Here is a 16,597-nt window from a genome sequence, read left to right on the forward strand (position 1 = left end):
GTGACAGCCGGAGTCAGGCACGAGGAGTATTGAGATGGATCTCAAGGAAACACCAGAACAGAGCGCTCTCCGGCAGGAGTTACGCACATATTTTGCAGAGCTGCTGCCGCCGGAGAAGCGACGCGTCGCCGGAGAGCAAGGTGTCGGCGGTGAGCACTTTCGGGAGATAGTGCGGTTGCTCGGCAAAGACGGATGGCTCGGAATCGGTTGGCCCGTGGAGTTCGGCGGCCAGGGACGCTCTGCCGAGGATCAGTTCGTGTTCTTCGACGAGGTTCAGCGGGCCGGATTGCCGTTCCCGTTCGTCACCGTCAACACGGTCGGTCCGACGCTGATGAAATTCGGTACCGAAGAGCAGAAAGAACGCTTTCTGCCCGGCATCCTGGCGGGCGAGATCGTCTTCGCCATCGGCTACACCGAGCCCGAGGCAGGCACCGATCTCGCGTCGCTGCGGACGAAAGCAGTCCGGGACGGTGAGGACTGGGTTGTCAACGGCAACAAGATCTTCACCAGTGGCGCCAACACGGCCGACTATGTGTGGCTCGCAGCCCGCACGGACCCGGATGCGCCGAAGCATCGCGGAATCTCGATTCTCATCGTGCCCACCGACGACGAGGGCTTCAGCTGGTCGCCCATCAACACTGTCGGTGGATTGATGGTCACCTCGACGTACTACAGCGATATTCGCATCACGGACGCCGAAGTGGTGGGCGAGATCAACGGTGGCTGGCAACTCATCACGGCGCAGCTCAATCACGAACGGATCGGCCTCGCCGCGCTCGGCGGCCGAACCCTCGGTCTCTGGCGTCAGGTGTTCGACTGGGCGCAAGACAACGGTGCCCTCGAAATTCCCTGGGTGCGTATCGAATTCGCCCGCACCCACGCAAAGCTCGAGGCGATGCGGCTGATGAACTGGAAGATGGCCGCTGCCGTCGCACAGGACACCTTGTCCGGAGCGGACGCGGGCGCCATCAAGACCTACGGTACGGAAACGCACATCGAGGTCTACCGCGCGCTGCAGGGCATCCTCGGTGCGGTGGGGCGTCTTCGGCCCGGTTCTCCCGGTGCAGTTCTCGGCGGTCAGATCGAACAAATCTCCAGGCAATCCGTCGTGAACACCTTCGGCGGTGGGGTCAACGAAGTCCTGCGCGACATGGTCGGCACGATGGGCCTCGGCCTGGTTCGCGCCAAGAGGAACGCATGATCGAGGTGAGCGCGCGCCTGCGCGAATTCGAGGGCGCGGTATTGGTCCCACCGACACTCGGACCGGACCCGGTGAATGCGCCGATGATCAGACATTGGACGGAGGTCATGGGGGGCGGAGACTCGACGGTTGGGGATCCAAAGCATGCCGACGGTTCGGTTGCACCCGCCGCGATGCTCCAGGTGTGGACGATGAAGTCCTACACGGACAAGATGTCCGGAGTCGACCCTTCGCCGACCTGGACCGAACTGATCGCGATCCTCGACGAGGCCGGATTCACCTCGGTGGTCGCGACCGATTCCGATATGGAGTTCTTTCGGGAGCTACGTCCGGGTGACCATCTTCAGGTGTCGGAAGTTGTCGAAGCAATTTCCGAGGAGAAGAAGACCGGGCTGGGCGTCGGGCATTTCATCACCACGCTCAAGACGTATCGCGATACCGACGGCATGGTCGTCGGAACGCAGCGGTGGCGTACGCTGCGGTACCGGCCGGCTCAGAAAGCCGTTGCTCGCGCCCTGCGACCTCGTCCGGCGCTGAACGACGACAATGCGTTCTGGTTCGCAGCCGCTCTCGAACACCGGTTGGTGATACAGCGATGCGCGTCCTGCGGTGTGCTTCGACATCCGACCGGTCCGATGTGTGGACAGTGCCAATCCACCGACTGGGACACCGTGGACGCGTCAGGGCGCGGTCATGTGTACAGCTTCGTCGTCAACCACCATCCACAGATCGATGCCTTCGACTATCCGTTGATCGTCGCTGTCATCGAACTCGAGGAGGGCACTCGCTTGGTCGCGAATATGACCGGCATCGAGCCCGCGGACGTCACCATCGACATGGCCGTCGAGTTGACCTGGATCGATGCCGACTCGGATCTGACTTTGCCTGCCTTCCGGCCTATTTCATCTCAGGAGCACTGATGGATTTCAGTTTCAGCGAAGAGCAGCGAACGATCGGTGAACTTGCCGCCGATGTCTTCGGAGCGCGCGCAAGCACTGATCGAATCGTGGCCGTGGAGGCCTCGACGGATCGGATCGATCGGGACCTGTGGGACGAGCTCGGCCGCACCGGTGTGCTCGGTATCGCGGTGAGTGAAGAATTCGGTGGAAGCGCCCTCGATTTCTCCGCACTCTGCGTCGTGCTCGTCGAACAAGGGCGCCGGGTTGCGCCGGTCCCGCTGTGGCCACACCTTGTGAGCGCGTTGGCCATCGACGAGTTCGGAACCGAGAATCAGAAGAACGAGTGGCTTCCCGCCGCAACCGATGGTTCGAAAATTCTGACGGTCGGACTCGAAGGTTTCGGTCCCTTCGGTAGCGGTGCACCGTCCATGACCGCCGCAGAGGTCGACGGCGTCTGGCGCGTGACGGGATCGAAAGTTGCAGTCCCGTCGGTACATGTCGCCGCACGAGTTGTGGTCTCTGCCGAAACATCCTCGGGCTCTGCGCTCTTCCTGTTGGATCCGTCTGCCGACGGTGTGAGCCAGCAGATCAACGAATCCACTACACACGAACTATGTGCAGATATCACCGCAGAGGGTGCGCGCGTCGATATTCTCGGTGCAGCCGATGGCAGTGCCGTCGGTAAGATCGAGTCCTATGTCGAAATCGCCTTGGCTGCAGTTCAGTTGGGTGTCGCCGAGAGTGCAGTGACGCAGGCAGTGGCGTATCTGAACGAGCGAGTCCAGTTCGGGCGACCGCTCGCCACGTTTCAAGCGGTGGCGCATCAGCTCGCCGACTGTTACATCGACCTCGAGGCTATGCGTGTCACCCTCTGGCAGGCAGCCTGGCTGCTGTCGGCGGGAGAGGACCCGGGTACGTCGGTGTTGGTCGCCAAATGGTGGGCCAGCGACGCCGGACAGCGAGTCGTGCACCGAACACAGCACGTCCACGGTGGTATCGGGGTGGATACCGAGTACCCGATTCATCGCTACCTGCTGTGGGGCAAGCAGATCGGCGCCACGCTGGGAGGCGCGGCGTCCGATCTGAACCGGCTCGGCGACCTCTTGGCAACCGGGGTCGAGGTCATCGCATGAGCAACCCCGCGGTGAGAGATCGAGTATCGAGTGATTGCGTAGTGGGAGAGGAACTACCGGAGTCTGTCGTGCCGATCACGCGGGCACTGATCGTCGCAGGTGCGCTCGCGACGCGCGATTTCCAAGACGTTCACCACGACGCCGTGCAGGCAGTCGCGCGGGGGTCGAAGGACATCTTCATGAACATTTTGACCACCAATGGTCTGGTGGGACAGTTCGTCAGCGCGTGGGCGGGCCCTGCTGCGACCGTGCAAAGAATCAAGGTCCGGCTCGGGGCGCCCAACTATCCTGGAGACGATATGCATTTGAGCGGAACGGTGTCCAGCAAGGACGGCGACACGATTGTGGTGACAGTGCGCGGCCGCAACAGTCTCGGTGAACACGTCAACGGGACTGTGACCGTGGCGTACGAATCCCCGGGTGCTCGATGAGCAACCAATTATCCGGTGCTGCAGCCATTGTCGGAATCGGTGCCACCGAGTTCTCCAAGAATTCCGGGCGCAGCGAACTTCAGCTCGCCTGCGAGGCCATCGTTGCAGCCTTGGCAGATGCCGGTATCGATCCTTCCGAGGTCGACGGATTGTCCACCTTCACTGCCGAGACGAACGGTGAGGCGATCGTTGCTCGCAACACCGGTCTCGGTGAACTGAAGTTCTTCTCGCGCATCGGATACGGCGGCGGGGCCGCATGTGCCACCGTGCAACAGGCGGCGATGGCAGTCGCCACGGGCGTCGCCGACGTCGTCGTCTGCTATCGCGCATTCAACGAGCGATCCGGTACGCGTTACGGCTTGGGCCAGCATGACCGGCCGATGGACAGCACGGCCGATCGGGCCGCGTACGCGTGGCTTACGCCGCAGGGCCTGTCGACTCCCGCTCAGTGGGTTGCGATGTTCGCCCGTCGTTACATGCACGAATACGGCGCGACGAGTGAAGACTTCGGCCGCGTCGCCGTGGTGGCCCGGGCACATGCTGCGGTCAATCCCGCCGCGTGGTTCTACAACCGGCCCATCACACTCGAAGATCACCAGAGTTCTCGATGGATCGCCGAGCCGCTGCACTTGCTGGACTGCTGCCAGGAAACCGACGGGGGCCAGGCCTTGGTCATCGTTTCTGCCGAGCGTGCACGGGATCTGAAGCACGCCCCGGCGATAGTCCGAGGTGCTGCGCAGGGATCGGGTCGAGATCAGCACATGATGGCGAGCTACTACCGTCCGGAGATTACCGGCATTCCAGAAATGGGAGTGGTGGCGAAGCAGTTGTACGGCCAGAGTGGGTTGAAGCCCTCGGATATATCCGCCGCAATCCTCTACGACCACTTCACTCCCTTGGTGCTTCCGCAGCTCGAGGAACTGGGCTTTTGTGGGCGCGGCGAGGCGAAGGATTTCATTCGCGAAGGAAATCTCGATATCGGTGGATCCTTGCCCACCAATACGCACGGCGGCCAGCTGGGGGAGGCCTACCTACACGGGGTGAACGGTATCGCCGAAGCCGTGCGCCTACTGCGCGGGACGTCGACCACCCAACCGAACGAAGTGAACAACGTACTGGTCACTGCCGGTACAGCCGTGCCCACCAGTGGGCTGATCCTAGGACGCGAGCAATGAGCCCGACCGAGCAGATCCCCATGACCCCGGACCAGTGGAAAGGCGTGGATCTCGGCACCCGGACGGTGTCCTACGAAGAGAAGGACGCCATCCTCTATGCGCTGGCGGTGGGAGCAGAGGCCGGCGAGTTGGACCTGGTCTTCGAGAAGAACCTTCGTGTTCTGCCCACCTTCGCGTTGACCCTTGCACAATGGGCGCCCGACGAGTTGGGCTCACGTGGCGGCTTCGATACCACCACCGCACTTCACGGATCGCAAAGCATGGAGGTCATCGCCCCGCTACCCACGAGCGGTTCGATCACCATGCAGGCATCGGTGGGCGAGGTGTGGGACAAGGGCGCGGCGGCCGTCTTCGAGGTAAAGGTCGAATCGCCGTTCTTCGTGGCAACTTGGGCAATCTTCGCGCCGGGGTCGGGTGGCTTCGGCGGCGAGCGAGGACCGGCGAAAACGACCCGACCCGAGCAGAGTCCCTCCTCGACCGATGTGCTCCGCACCAGCACAAATCAAGCTGCGCTGTACCGACTCACCGGCGATCGCCACCATATCCACATCGATCCGAAGGCGGCCGAGACCATCGGTCAGCCGCGACCGATCATGCACGGGCTCTGCACTCTGGCGGCGAGCACACTCGCGCTGGCCCGCAGGCTCGGTGTCCACCCGGCCGATCTCTCCAGCGTGAGCGGGCGTTTCGCAGCGCCTCTCTTCCCAGGAGACTCACCGGACCTGCTTTCGTGGGACGAGCCCGACAGCACCGCCTTCGAGTTGGTCCGCGACGGGCAGCCGGTCATCGCCGGGGCCCGTGCGCGGTTCCACTCGCACTCGCGAGAATGAGCGACCGAGGTCAGGGATGGGTTGCCAGGTAACGGGCGGGGTACTCCCCGCCTCCATGTACCGCGAGGTCTGCTCCGTTGACGTACGACGCCCACTCGCTGGAGAGGAACAAGCACGCTCCGGCGATGTCCTGGGGAACGGCCATCCGGCCGATTGGAAGGGTACGAACTACAGCCGCACCGCCATCGTCGCCGTACACCGCGGCGGCGCTGTCGGTGCGGATGAGGCCCGTCGTGATGTGGTTGATCCGTACTTTCGGGGCCCACTCCAGTGCAAGGGCCTTGGTGAGCACCAGAAGGCCGGCTTTGGCTGCACTGTAGGCGGCGGTTCCGGGTTGCGGATCATGTGCGGAAACGCTGCCGATGTTGACGATCGAGCCACCTTCGGGTTGCGTCTGCATCACCGCGTTGGCGGCCTGCGACACATTGAAGGGCGCGAGAAGGTTCAATGCCACGATCTTCTCGACGAATCGTGGTGAGACGGTTGCAGCATCGGCGTCCGGTGAGCCACCGGCATTGTTCACCAGCACATCGAGTCGGCCGTGCGCTGCGAGAGCGTCATCGATCAATCCTGCGGCGTCCGCTGGATCACGGACGTCCGTCGCACGGAATGTCGCGCTGCGTCCGTCGAAGCTCGGCAACGACTCGGGAACTGTGCGGCCACAGACCATTACGTCCGCGCCGGCAGCCAAGAACGCCGTGGCGATTTCGAAGCCGATACCTTTGGTGCCGCCGGTGACGACGATGCTGCGGTTGGAGAAGTCGAAAGCTCGAGGGGTAGTCACAGTAAATCCTTTTTCGATGATGGTGGAATCGGTGAAATGCCGATTGTTGAACAGAACGCATTCGGTTACGGTCGGCGGACGAGCAGTCCGAAGAATTCAATTCTAGATATCAGGAGTGAAAATGGGAAAGCTCGACGGCAAGGTTGCACTCATCACGGGTGCGGGTCAAGGTATCGGCCAAGGTATCGCACTTGCGTTGGCAAAGGAAGGCGCGTCCATTGCCGTTGCCGGCCGCACCGAAAGCAAACTGCACGACACCTGCGCAATGCTGACCGACATCGGAGTCCGTAGCGAAGCAGTCGTGTGCAATGTGAAAGATCGAGGGGACATCGTTGCCGCTGTGGAACAGACGGTGAGTGCCCTTGGTTCGGTGGACATCCTGGTGAACAATGCCAACGACTGCAAGCCCGGACCGATCTTGTCGATAGTCGACGAAGAGTACGAAAGATCTTTCGCATCGGGGCCCCTGGCGGCTCTGCGCTTGATGCAACTGTGTCATCCACATATGAAGGCGCGTGGGGGCGGCGTGATCATCAATATGGTGACTGCGGCTTCGGTGCGCTGGGATGCGAGTAACTACGGTGCCTACGCTTCGATCAAGGAGGGTATGCGCGCACTCACCCGGTCGGCTGCCTGCGAATGGGGCGAGGACCGAATTCGCGTTCTGGCCGTGGCCCCGCACGCGAAGACCCCGGCCCTGGAACGGTGGATGGGGAAGAATCCAGAGGAGGCAGCCGAGTTCGTCGAGAGTATTCCGCTGGGCCGGGTCGGCGACCCGGAAGCTGATATCGGCCGTGCCGTGGTGTTCCTCGTCAGCGACGATGCCGGCTACCTCACCGGAGCCACGATTCCTCTCGACGGAGGACAGTCGCGCTGGGGATGATTCCTCTTCCTGCCGAGTCTCGCACAGCGGGAATGCGCTGAACCTGTTCCGAGGCGAAACTATAGTCAGTCTGGATATTTTTCGCATCGGAAAGGGCACGAACGCGATGACATTAGTCGAGGCGCCGCACAGTTCACGGTCGGTGGTGGTGACAGTTGCTGCCGTAGTAGAGGAAACCACGGACGCGCGCTCGTTGGTCTTCGACGTACCGACAGACAGTCGGGAGCGCTTGAAGTACAAGCCGGGCCAGTTTCTGACGCTGCGGATTCCGAGTGATCGCGAAGGCTCGGTGGCGCGCTGCTATTCGTTGGCGAGCTCGCCGTTCACCGACGAACTCCTCAAGGTGACGGTCAAACGCACCGACGGTGGCTTCGGTTCGCACTGGCTGTGCGACAACGTCGCTGTCGGTGATCGCATCGAAGTGCTTCCCCCGGCGGGGGTGTTCACCGTGGTGGACCTCGACGAAGACGTCGCGCTCTTCGCAGCAGGCAGCGGCATCACCCCGGTGATGTCGATCCTGAAATCGCTTCTCGACCAGGGCAATGGCAAGGTTGTGCTGTTCTACGCCAATCGTGACGAGAACTCGGTCATCTTCGCTGCGGAGCTACGAGAGTTCGCTGCCGAATTCGACGATCGACTGACCATCGTGCACTGGTTGGAATCGGTGCAGGGGCGACCCACCGTCGGCCAACTGGCAACGCTGTCGCAGCATTGGATCGACAGACGTGCATATATCTGTGGGCCCAAGCCGTTCATGGATGCCATCCAGGGGGCGCTGACGACCGCCGGTGCGTCGCGAAGCAGGATTCATACGGAAATTTTTGTCTCACTGACCGGAGACCCTTTTGCGCCGGTGGTCGAAGAGCTGAGTGCACTCGACGCTACCGACGGGCCAGCACCCGCTTCGGTGGAAGTCGAGATGGACGGTGAGTCTCACGAGATGATCTGGCCACGTAGCTCGACGCTCGTCGACGTGATGTTGTCCAAGAATCTCGACGTTCCGTATTCGTGCCGAGAGGGCGAATGCGGTTCGTGTGCATGCCGTGTCCTCGACGGTGAAGTAGAGATGGCGAATTCGTCCATACTCGATCCTGCGGACATCGAAGAGGGATACATTCTCGCCTGCCAAGCACGCCCGGTAAGTGACAGGCTGAAAATCGAATTCTGAGAGTGAATCGAAAAGACCGGAAGGGTGGCAATTGCCACCCTCCCGGTCTTTTTCGTTCACGCTTCTGCTATTCGGTCACGACTTCTTTTCGCGCAATTCGTTTTTCAGCACTTTGCCCGACGCATTCCGAGGCAGAACTTCGGTGAACTGCACCGACCGGGGTGCTTTGAAGCCGGCTAGCTTGTCCTTGCAGAACGAGACGATCGCCTCCTCGGACAGATCGGTGCCTGGCGCCAGGACGACGTAGGCGCGGCCGACCTCGCCCATCCGCTCGTCGGGTACACCGATCACGGCGGCCTCGTACACCCCGGGAAGTCGCAGCAACATTGCTTCGATCTCAGCCGGGTAGACGTTGAATCCGCCGCTGATGTACATGTCCTTGAGGCGGTCGGTGATGTCGAGATAGCCGCGGTCGTCGAGGACTCCGACGTCGCCGGTGTGCAGCCATCCATCCGGGTCGATGGTCTTGGCCGTCGCCTCGGGATCGTCCAGATAACCGAGCATCACGTTGGGACCGCGCAAGAGGATCTCGTCGTGTTCCCCGATCCGGATTTCGAAACCTGCGGTGGCGCGTCCGGACGAGGTGGAGACGGTGACCGGGTCGTCTTCGATGCGACACATCGTTGCCACTACCGCTTCGGTCTGGCCGTAGGCGGTGAGGACGGCATCGAAGGACAGTTCGGTCTGCATCCGTTCGACCAGAGCCACCGGGACCGGCGCCGCGCCGGTGACGGCAATTCGAAGGTTGGACATGTCGTAGTCGGCACGCCGGGGGTGATCGAGAATGCTCTGGTAGATCGTCGGCGCGCCCGGCAGGACGCTGATGCGCTGCTCGGACACGATGGCCATCACTGCCTCCACGTCGAACACCGCCATCGGGACCACTGTGGCCCCGGCGAGTAGCGCGGTGACGAAACCTGCCTTGTATCCGAAGCTGTGAAAGAACGGATTGATGATCAGGTAGTTGTCTTCTGCGGTGAGTGCGGCGTTCTCGGTCCAGGACTGCGCCACTGACATGAGCTGACGATGCGCGCTCAGCACGCCTTTGCTGCGACCTGTCGTACCCGAAGTGAACAAAATGTCGGAGACGGATTCGGCGTCGACCGCTGCGCTGCGGATGTCGGCCTCTGTGTGGGACGTGGCGGTCCCGACGTCGAAGAATTCGTCCCAGTCGGTGACACCGGGCTTCGGTTGATCGGTGCCGCTCAGTGGGATTCGCACGACGAGCGGCACCTGCAACTCCGGTGCGGCCTCCTGCAGTCGATCGAGTCGATCGGTACCGAGAAAGTCACCGACCACGACGAGGGCCGCGGCGTGTACGCGGTCGATGATGTCGGCGGCCTCGGTGCCGGTGTAGCGGGTGTTGATGGGAACGACGACGCCGCCTGCCCAATGGGTACCGAGTGCTGCCACGATCCAGTGGTAGGTGTTCGGCGACCAGATCGCTACGCGCGCACCTGCTTCGACCCCGGAGGCAATGAGCGAGGAAGCGAATGCTTCTACCTGCTCGTGCAGCTGGGCGAAGGTCAGGCTGCAATCGCCGTCGATGATCGCGAGACGGTCGGGATGGTTCTCGGCGGCGCGAGTGAGCGCTGCCGGTGTGGTGCTCGGTCCTTCGATCATTCGGCTCCTAACCTAACGCTTGCTTGGCAGATTATCCTATCGAGGAGGCTCAGCGTATTTCGTTGCCGAATGGCAGATTGAACAACCAAGCACTTGCTTGGTACGCTAACACGGCAATCATGAGAGCTGTCTGCAGCTCGACCGATCGACTTCCACGTCAGCAACGTCAAGGAGACATACACGTGAATGACATGCTCGAGGGACGCGTTGTAATCGTGACCGGAGCCGGCCGCGGTTTGGGGCGTGCACACGCTTTGGCTTTCGCGGCCGCAGGCGCCAAAGTTGTCGTCAACGATTTCGACCCAGGCAAAGATGGACGTCCGGCGGGGGAGAGCCCGGCCGAGCAGGTCGTCGATGCCATTCGGGCAGCGGGCGGCGAAGCAGTGGTCAACGGAGACGACATCGCCGACTGGGACGGTGCCGAGCGGCTCGTGAACACGGCACTCGATGGTTTCGGACGTCTCGACGTTCTTGTCAACAACGGTGGATTTCTGCGTGACCGCATGCTCGCGACGATGAGCGAGGAAGAGTGGGATGCAGTCATCCGAGTGCATCTCAAAGGCCACTTCGCACCGATGCGCCATGCCAGCACCTATTGGCGCGCACAGGCGAAGGCAGGCAATACCGTCGATGCCCGCGTCATCAACACCAGTTCGGGTGCAGGCCTGCTGGGCAGCATCGGACAGGGAAACTACGCGGCGGCCAAAGCTGGCATCGCGGCGCTCACCATCCAGGCCGCAGCCGAGTTCGCTCGGTACGGAATCACCGTCAACGCGATCGCACCCGCTGCGCGTACGCGCATGACCGTCGGTGCGGGAGGCGCGATGGCAGAGACCATGGCGGCGCCCGAGGAAGGCTTCGACGCGATGGCGCCGGAGAACGTCTCTCCCTTGGTCGTGTGGCTGGGTAGCGCAGCTTCCGCTCATGTCACCGGAAGGGTCTTCGAGGTCGAGGGCGGCAAGGTGTCTCTCGCCGACGGCTGGCGCCACGGGACCGTCATCGACAAGGGCGCCCGTTGGGATCCGCAGGAACTCGGACCCGTCGTCGACGAGCTGATCGGTGGCGCCGTACCGCCGACACCCGTGTACGGAGCCTGAACGCTCGCACTGCCTTCGCTCATCCATCGATTTCGACTCAACCCACTTTCAGGAGCCCCACGTGCCCGAAGCTGTAATCGTCTCTGCCGCCCGTTCGCCGATCGGGCGCGCACGCAAGGGATCACTGAAGGATCTTCGCGCCGATGATCTCGCCGCCACCATCATTCATGCGGCGCTGGACAAAATCCCGGCGTTCGATCCGCGGGAACTGACCGACATCATGATCGGTTGTGCGCAGCCCGCAGGCGAGCAGGGTTACGGCCTCGCTCGCGTGATTTCCGTTCTTCTCGGTTACGACACCGTGCCCGGTACCACGGTGCAGCGATACTGCGCCTCCAGCCTTCAGACCACTCGGATGGCCTTCCACGCCATTCGCGCCGGCGAGGGCGACGCCTTCATTTCCGGTGGCGTCGAGATGGTCTCGCGTTTCGGACTGGGTAAGTCCGACGGGATGCCGGACACCAAGAACAGCAAGTTTGCTGCACCCGCGGAGCGTGCTGCAGCGCAGGCAGGCAGCACGTGGACGGATCCACGCGAGGAAGGGCTACTTCCTGACGTCTACCTCGCAATGGGCGAGACCGCGGAAAACGTTGCAGGCCTTCGCTCCATCAGCCGTCGCGAACAGGACGAATACGCCGCGCTCAGTCAGGCACGCGCTCAGGAGTCCATCGCTTCCGGATTCTTCGATCGCGAAATCACACCTGTCCAGACTCCGGACGGACAGACGGTCTCTCGCGACGACGGCCCCCGCGCCGGCGTCGACGTCGATTCGCTGTCGACGCTCAAGCCGGTCTTCCGACCTGATGGAACAGTCACAGCAGGCAACTGCTGCCCGGTCAACGACGGCGCAGCGGCCTTGGTCATCATGTCCGAGCAGCGCGCCAAGGATCTCGGGATCGAGCCCCTCGCGCGCATTCTGTCGACCTCGGTTTCCGGAATATCTCCCGAAATCATGGGCTTGAGCCCGGTCGAAGCTACCCGTCGGGCCGTCGCTTCGGCAGGCTTGAACGTCAGCGATGTCGACCTGTTCGAGATCAACGAAGCCTTTGCCGCACAGGTCATTCCCAGCTACCGCGACTTGGGAGTCGACGTCGATCGGGTGAACGTGCACGGCGGTGCTATTGCGCTCGGGCACCCGTTCGGTATGACCGGGGCCCGGATGACGGCGACGCTGCTCAACGCTCTCTCCTGGGGCGACAAGGAGATCGGCGTCGAGACCATGTGCGCCGCCGGTGGCCAGGGCATGGCGATGGTGGTTCAGCGTCTGAAGTGATTCACGGCCGAATGGTGTCCGCCAGTTCCATTGGCCCAGAGGGGTCATGGTGGCGGGCACCATACGGTCAACGCTCGAAAAGTGCGCTGAGCGCGGGGCCGACGTCACGATAAGTGCGGATGACCCTGATGCGGCCGTGTCCGAGGCGAGCGAGATCGCGCCCGAGGTCGACATCGTTCTCGCCCGAGGTGTCGAGCAGGATGTCCAGACGCGGAATCCTCGCCGCGGTAGGGCGTGGATCGGGCCCGGCGTTGTGCACGCAGTCGGAAAGCAGAAGCACTCGCGAGTCCGGCGAGGACACTGTCCTTAGCAGCCCGTACGCGGTGTCGAGCGCGAACTGGACGTTCGTCAGACCGCGGGCCGGAATCCGCAGGACGGTATCGAGGATTCCGAGGGGCGTCATCGGGTCGCCGAAACGCGTGAGAACGGCTGCATCGGACCAGAATGCGACCACGGCAAGGTTGTCGCGATTCAGTTCACCTGCGAGTGCGCCGACGGTCGCCGCGGCTGTCCGCACTCGTTCACCCTTCATCGATCCAGAAATGTCGACGACGAGAACGACGGACCGCTTGGTGTGCAGGCGTTCTCGTACCACGATGTCGTCGTCCTCCGGCATCGGAATGGCAGCGAGCACATCGAGCGTGCGGTCGAGGTCGATCTCATCGCTGCTGCCCCGGTATCGGAGCGAGGTCAGTTCGCCTACCCCGCGTCGGGCATGGGGGTCGCGACGGGGACGTCGAACAGCCAAGCGAACAGCGATCTTTCGAGCGCGTGCTCGGGTCGCGGCGTCGGACGCCGGGTCTTGCGTGGTGGCGTCTGCGAGTGCGATCACCTCGGCAGTCTCCTCCGTGAGCCCTGGCACCGACGAGTTGTTCTCCCCGGCAGCCTTTCCCGGCACGGGACGCCCGTCGGCGATCAGTACCGCGCCCGCCCCACCGCCGGGACGGAACAGTGACGGCGATTCGGTGAGTTGTTTGGGCTTGCGCCGCAACGGCTTCAACCCGCCGCCGGTGCCTCGGTTACCGGGCCTACGGACCGGTGAGTCGGCAGTGACGGCTCTTCAACCGGGTGCCGCTGCGGCGGGGCGGAGCACGAAGTGGTCCTCCCAGATGGAGCGCAGAACCATTTCCGGTGTCGCATCCGATGTCTCGTTGACGTGGATGCGTCCGGACAGTGCGAGAAGGAGCGCGTCGAGCATCACCTGCTGGTAGCTCTCCGGTAGATCACGCGGGGGCTCGACGTCGGTACTCGCGGGGAGTTCGACGGAGCGGAGCAAAGCCAACTGCTGCGCGATCAGGGTCAGATCGATCGCGCCGCGCACACTGCTGCCCTGCGTGATGTCCTCGTGTTCGCGCGTGGCTCGGGTGATCGCCACCGAATCTGCAATCAAGCGGAGGGAGTCGGATTCGGTTCGTAGCCCTACGATTCCACGTTCCGCCTCGGCATCCTGGTACCAGATGGCGAGTCTGCACATCCGGTCGTGCACGCTCGTCGACAATCGTGTGGTGCCGACGTTGTCGTAGGGGTTCATCGATGCGATCAAACGGAACGTCGGGAGAGCATGGACGGTGCCGACACGCGGGATGGCGATGCGCCGCTCTGCCATTGCGGTGAGCAGCGTGTTCAAGGTGTCTTCCGGTGCGCGGTTGAACTCCTCGATGTACAGAAATCCACCGGTGCGCATGGCCTCGACAAGCGGTCCCGGCACGAAGTTGTCCTCGCTGTAATCCTCGCGAAGAACTCGGGCAGGGTTGTGGTGGCCCACGATTCGGGCGGGTGTCAGGTCCGCGTTGCCCTCGACGAACAGTAAAGGAATGTTCCACTCGGCAGTGATGGCGCCGAGTAGAGTGCTCTTGCTGGTGCCGGGCGGACCCTCGATGAGGAGGTCCCGCCCGGCTGCAACTGCCGCCAACAGCAAGTCGAGTTCGTGCTCTCGCCCGACGAGGCGCGCCGCGATCCGGCGGCGGATCTCGACGATCGTCAACGGAGCGAGCTGCATCTTGCCGTCGAGCTGTGCCATGGGTTCTCGCTACTTCGCCAGGAATCCGGCATCGACGGGCAGTGTGACGCCCGTGACATAGCGGGCCTCGTCCGAGACGAGCCAGGCGATGGCGTTGCTGATATCGATAGCCTCGATCATCGGGACGGGCAGGAGATTGCCCCCCAGGGCAATGGCTTCGGGGTTGGCGACGAGATAGTTCTGCATCGCCTCGTTGAGCACCATCGGGGTGCTCACGCCCGTCGGATGCACGCTGTTGACTCGAATGGAGTACTGCGCCAGCCAACTGGTGAAGGTACGCATCAGCCCGACGAGGGCGTGCTTGCTTGCCGTGTAGCCGTCGGCCGCTCCCGATCCGGTGCCACCTGCACCGGACAGGCCCTGGGTGGAACTCGTCAGGACGATGGATCCGCCCTGGCCCTTCTCGATCATGCTGGGTACACCCGCGTGGACGGTGTTCCACGCGCCGAACAGGTTGACCTCGATGACGTCTCGGAAGGTCTTGACGTGATCCGGGTTCACGGCACCCAGGGGTGCGATACCGGCATTGGCGAGAATGATGTCGATCGGACCCAATTCGGCGACCGCCTTGTCGACCACGTTCTTCAGCGCGTCGTAGTCGCGGACGTCGGCTTCCGTGGCGATGATCCGCCTGTCGAGTGCCTCGACCTCCTTGACGGTCTGCGCGAGATCTTCCGGTGTTGCCATGGGGTAGGGGACCGTATCGATCTGTGCGCAGATGTCGACGGCGATGATGTCGGCACCTTCTTGCGCGAGCTTGATGGCGTGGCTACGGCCTTGGCCGCGTGCCGCACCGGTGATGAGGGCTACTTTCCCGTCGAGCTTTCCCATGATCGAGCTTCCTTTTTGTCTATCGGTGAAATCAGTTCGAGCGCAGAACGCTTCGTCGAAGTGGACAAGGGCGTTGTGCGGCGCGATGTCCGTGTCGGACACACGCTCGAAGGTATATGACACCGAGTGCAGGAGTAGGTGGATTGCTTGAAATTTTTAGTTGCTGCTCAGTGTGTCGAGTAACTCGGTGACCGCGGCCCGCCCGGCCCGATTGGCGCCGATGGTGCTCGCCGACGGCCCGTACCCGAGCAGGTGCACGCGCGGGTTCGCCGCGACACGGGTCGCAAGACGGCCGTCCATGACGATTCCGCCGCCAGGCCCGCGTAGTCGTAGCGGCGCCAAGTGGTCGAGTGCGCTGCGAAATCCGGTCGCCCACAGGATCACATCGGCATCCACGCTCGTGCCGTCCTCAAACCGAACCCCGTTCGAGGTGATCTGCGAGAACATCGGTAGGCGGGTCAATGCGCCCCGATCCCGCGCTGCTTTCAGACGGTCGGTGAGCAGCAATCCGGTGACGGATACGACCGAGCCGGGCGGCAGTCCGCGTCGAACTCGATCCTCGACCATCGCGACGGCAGCTCGCCCGGCCTCGGGTCCGAAGTTCGCCTCGCGGAACTCCGGTTCGCGGCGCGTGACCCACGTCGTGCTGGTGACCTGAGAAATCTCGTCGAGCAGCTGGACGGCCGAAATGCCACCACCGACGACGATCACGCGTTCGCCATCGAATTCTTCTGCCGTTCGATAGTCCTTCGTGTGCAGTTGCCGGCCGGTGAACAACTCGGCGCCCCGATAGTGCGGGATAAACGGTTTCTCCCACGTACCGGTGGCATTGATCAATCCTCGTGCCGACAGAACTGTCGCACCGGCTTCGATGCGGAAGCGTGGTTCGCGGTCGCAGACGACGTTCACCGTGACAGGCCGTCGCACCCGGAGGTCGAACTTGTCCTCGTAGGCACGGTAGTAGCGGGGTACTGCCTCGGCAGCCACGACGGACTCGGGGGCCTCACCCGTCAACGTGTCTGCAAACTCCATTCCTGGCAGATCGTGGACTCTGTTGACGGTACTCAGCGTCAGTGACGGCCAGCGGTACTGCCATGCTCCACCCGGTGCCGGAGACCGGTCGAGCATCACGAAGTCTTCTTCGGCCTGCAGCCCTGCCCGATGCAGGTGGTAGCCGGCCGACAATCCGGCCTGTCCCGCGCCGATCACCGCAATATCCGTTTCGATCACATCGACCAGTAGATCAGCC

The 16,597-nt window shown here is 62.9% G+C and carries 16 protein-coding genes; 10 read left to right on the forward strand and 6 right to left on the reverse strand.

Features of this window, described 5'->3' with window-relative positions; genetic code table 11:
- The first annotated feature begins 34 nt into the window (after window positions 1–34).
- Genes QMK32_RS08745 through QMK32_RS08770 form a run of 6 tightly spaced genes read left to right on the forward strand, consistent with a single transcriptional unit; the run spans window position 35 to window position 5,669 of the window.
- On the forward strand, window positions 35–1,201 hold the full coding sequence (locus QMK32_RS08745) for an acyl-CoA dehydrogenase family protein (protein ID WP_136169840.1): 1,167 nt from the start codon (window positions 35–37) through the stop codon (window positions 1,199–1,201).
- The gene (locus QMK32_RS08750) at window positions 1,198–2,121 is read left to right on the forward strand and encodes a Zn-ribbon domain-containing OB-fold protein (protein WP_269301121.1); all 924 of its coding nucleotides are present in this window, start codon (window positions 1,198–1,200) and stop codon (window positions 2,119–2,121) included. The genes QMK32_RS08745 and QMK32_RS08750 overlap by 4 nt, the downstream gene beginning before the upstream one ends.
- A complete protein-coding gene (locus tag QMK32_RS08755; RefSeq protein ID WP_283474356.1) occupies window positions 2,121–3,233 on the forward strand; it encodes an acyl-CoA dehydrogenase family protein in 1,113 nt (370 codons plus the stop codon). The genes QMK32_RS08750 and QMK32_RS08755 overlap by 1 nt, the downstream gene beginning before the upstream one ends.
- Window positions 3,230–3,664 carry a MaoC family dehydratase gene (locus QMK32_RS08760; RefSeq protein ID WP_283474359.1) on the forward strand — a complete coding sequence of 145 codons (435 nt, stop codon included), beginning with the start codon at window positions 3,230–3,232 and terminating at the stop codon, window positions 3,662–3,664. The genes QMK32_RS08755 and QMK32_RS08760 overlap by 4 nt, the downstream gene beginning before the upstream one ends.
- On the forward strand, window positions 3,661–4,839 hold the full coding sequence (locus QMK32_RS08765) for a lipid-transfer protein (protein WP_283474361.1): 1,179 nt from the start codon (window positions 3,661–3,663) through the stop codon (window positions 4,837–4,839). The genes QMK32_RS08760 and QMK32_RS08765 overlap by 4 nt, the downstream gene beginning before the upstream one ends.
- Complete coding sequence (locus QMK32_RS08770) at window positions 4,836–5,669, forward strand: MaoC/PaaZ C-terminal domain-containing protein (protein WP_269301117.1); 834 nt, start codon at window positions 4,836–4,838, stop codon at window positions 5,667–5,669. Before QMK32_RS08765 ends, QMK32_RS08770 begins: the two co-directional genes overlap by 4 nt.
- 10 nt (window positions 5,670–5,679) lie before the next feature.
- On the opposite strand, the gene QMK32_RS08775 is transcribed toward QMK32_RS08770, so the two are convergent.
- Window positions 5,680–6,453 (reverse strand): SDR family oxidoreductase, encoded by a 774-nt coding sequence (locus QMK32_RS08775; protein ID WP_283474362.1) that lies wholly within the window; start codon window positions 6,451–6,453, stop codon window positions 5,680–5,682.
- 121 nt (window positions 6,454–6,574) lie between these two features.
- Here QMK32_RS08775 and QMK32_RS08780 point away from each other — a divergent pair, with 121 nt between their 5' ends.
- Complete coding sequence (locus QMK32_RS08780; RefSeq protein WP_269301115.1) at window positions 6,575–7,336, forward strand: SDR family NAD(P)-dependent oxidoreductase; 762 nt, start codon at window positions 6,575–6,577, stop codon at window positions 7,334–7,336.
- A 106-nt stretch (window positions 7,337–7,442) separates the two neighbouring features.
- Window positions 7,443–8,504 carry a ferredoxin--NADP reductase gene (locus tag QMK32_RS08785; RefSeq protein WP_283474363.1) on the forward strand — a complete coding sequence of 354 codons (1,062 nt, stop codon included), beginning with the start codon at window positions 7,443–7,445 and terminating at the stop codon, window positions 8,502–8,504.
- 75 nt (window positions 8,505–8,579) lie between these two features.
- Here the strand turns inward: QMK32_RS08785 and QMK32_RS08790 are convergent, their stop codons facing one another.
- Window positions 8,580–10,127 (reverse strand): FadD3 family acyl-CoA ligase, encoded by a 1,548-nt coding sequence (locus tag QMK32_RS08790; RefSeq protein WP_283474364.1) that lies wholly within the window; start codon window positions 10,125–10,127, stop codon window positions 8,580–8,582.
- Window positions 10,128–10,318: 191 nt separating this feature from the next.
- On the opposite strand from QMK32_RS08790, the gene QMK32_RS08795 reads away from it, so the two are divergent.
- Window positions 10,319–11,224: an SDR family oxidoreductase gene (locus QMK32_RS08795; RefSeq protein WP_502943562.1), complete on the forward strand. Its 906-nt coding sequence runs from the start codon at window positions 10,319–10,321 to the stop codon at window positions 11,222–11,224.
- 61 nt (window positions 11,225–11,285) lie between these two features.
- Window positions 11,286–12,497: an acetyl-CoA C-acetyltransferase gene (locus tag QMK32_RS08800; protein WP_269301111.1), complete on the forward strand. Its 1,212-nt coding sequence runs from the start codon at window positions 11,286–11,288 to the stop codon at window positions 12,495–12,497.
- Between the two features lie 67 nt (window positions 12,498–12,564).
- Here the strand turns inward: QMK32_RS08800 and QMK32_RS08805 are convergent, their stop codons facing one another.
- The 4 genes from QMK32_RS08805 to QMK32_RS08820 all read right to left on the reverse strand — a co-directional run bounded on the left by QMK32_RS08805 (window position 12,565) and on the right by QMK32_RS08820 (window position 16,587).
- Window positions 12,565–13,488, reverse strand: coding sequence for a vWA domain-containing protein (locus QMK32_RS08805; protein WP_283474724.1), 924 nt, complete (start codon window positions 13,486–13,488; stop codon window positions 12,565–12,567).
- 69 nt (window positions 13,489–13,557) lie between these two features.
- Entirely contained in the window at window positions 13,558–14,517 is a 960-nt protein-coding gene (locus QMK32_RS08810; protein WP_502943556.1) for an AAA family ATPase, read from the reverse strand.
- A 9-nt stretch (window positions 14,518–14,526) separates the two neighbouring features.
- Entirely contained in the window at window positions 14,527–15,348 is an 822-nt protein-coding gene (locus tag QMK32_RS08815) for a mycofactocin-coupled SDR family oxidoreductase (protein ID WP_283474726.1), read from the reverse strand.
- Between the two features lie 156 nt (window positions 15,349–15,504).
- On the reverse strand, window positions 15,505–16,587 hold the full coding sequence (locus QMK32_RS08820) for an NAD(P)-binding domain-containing protein (RefSeq protein ID WP_349307558.1): 1,083 nt from the start codon (window positions 16,585–16,587) through the stop codon (window positions 15,505–15,507).
- Window positions 16,588–16,597: the final 10 nt, after the last annotated feature.

Source organism: Rhodococcus sp. H29-C3, from assembly GCF_030063405.1.
GTDB lineage: Bacteria > Actinomycetota > Actinomycetes > Mycobacteriales > Mycobacteriaceae > Rhodococcoides.

What these genes read in the sequence shown, in the direction of transcription:
- QMK32_RS08745 (WP_136169840.1), top strand. Translation starts at nt 35, where the DNA reads ATGGATCTCAAGGAAACACCAGAACAGAGCGCTCTCCGGCAGGAGTTA.
- QMK32_RS08750 (WP_269301121.1), top strand. Translation starts at nt 1,198, where the DNA reads ATGATCGAGGTGAGCGCGCGCCTGCGCGAATTCGAGGGCGCGGTATTG.
- QMK32_RS08755 (WP_283474356.1), top strand. Translation starts at nt 2,121, where the DNA reads ATGGATTTCAGTTTCAGCGAAGAGCAGCGAACGATCGGTGAACTTGCC.
- QMK32_RS08760 (WP_283474359.1), top strand. Translation starts at nt 3,230, where the DNA reads ATGAGCAACCCCGCGGTGAGAGATCGAGTATCGAGTGATTGCGTAGTG.
- QMK32_RS08765 (WP_283474361.1), top strand. Translation starts at nt 3,661, where the DNA reads ATGAGCAACCAATTATCCGGTGCTGCAGCCATTGTCGGAATCGGTGCC.
- QMK32_RS08770 (WP_269301117.1), top strand. Translation starts at nt 4,836, where the DNA reads ATGAGCCCGACCGAGCAGATCCCCATGACCCCGGACCAGTGGAAAGGC.
- QMK32_RS08780 (WP_269301115.1), top strand. Translation starts at nt 6,575, where the DNA reads ATGGGAAAGCTCGACGGCAAGGTTGCACTCATCACGGGTGCGGGTCAA.
- QMK32_RS08785 (WP_283474363.1), top strand. Translation starts at nt 7,443, where the DNA reads ATGACATTAGTCGAGGCGCCGCACAGTTCACGGTCGGTGGTGGTGACA.
- QMK32_RS08790 (WP_283474364.1), bottom strand. Translation starts at nt 10,127, where the DNA reads ATGATCGAAGGACCGAGCACCACACCGGCAGCGCTCACTCGCGCCGCC.
- QMK32_RS08795 (WP_502943562.1), top strand. Translation starts at nt 10,319, where the DNA reads ATGCTCGAGGGACGCGTTGTAATCGTGACCGGAGCCGGCCGCGGTTTG.
- QMK32_RS08810 (WP_502943556.1), bottom strand. Translation starts at nt 14,517, where the DNA reads ATGGCACAGCTCGACGGCAAGATGCAGCTCGCTCCGTTGACGATCGTC.
- QMK32_RS08815 (WP_283474726.1), bottom strand. Translation starts at nt 15,348, where the DNA reads ATGGGAAAGCTCGACGGGAAAGTAGCCCTCATCACCGGTGCGGCACGC.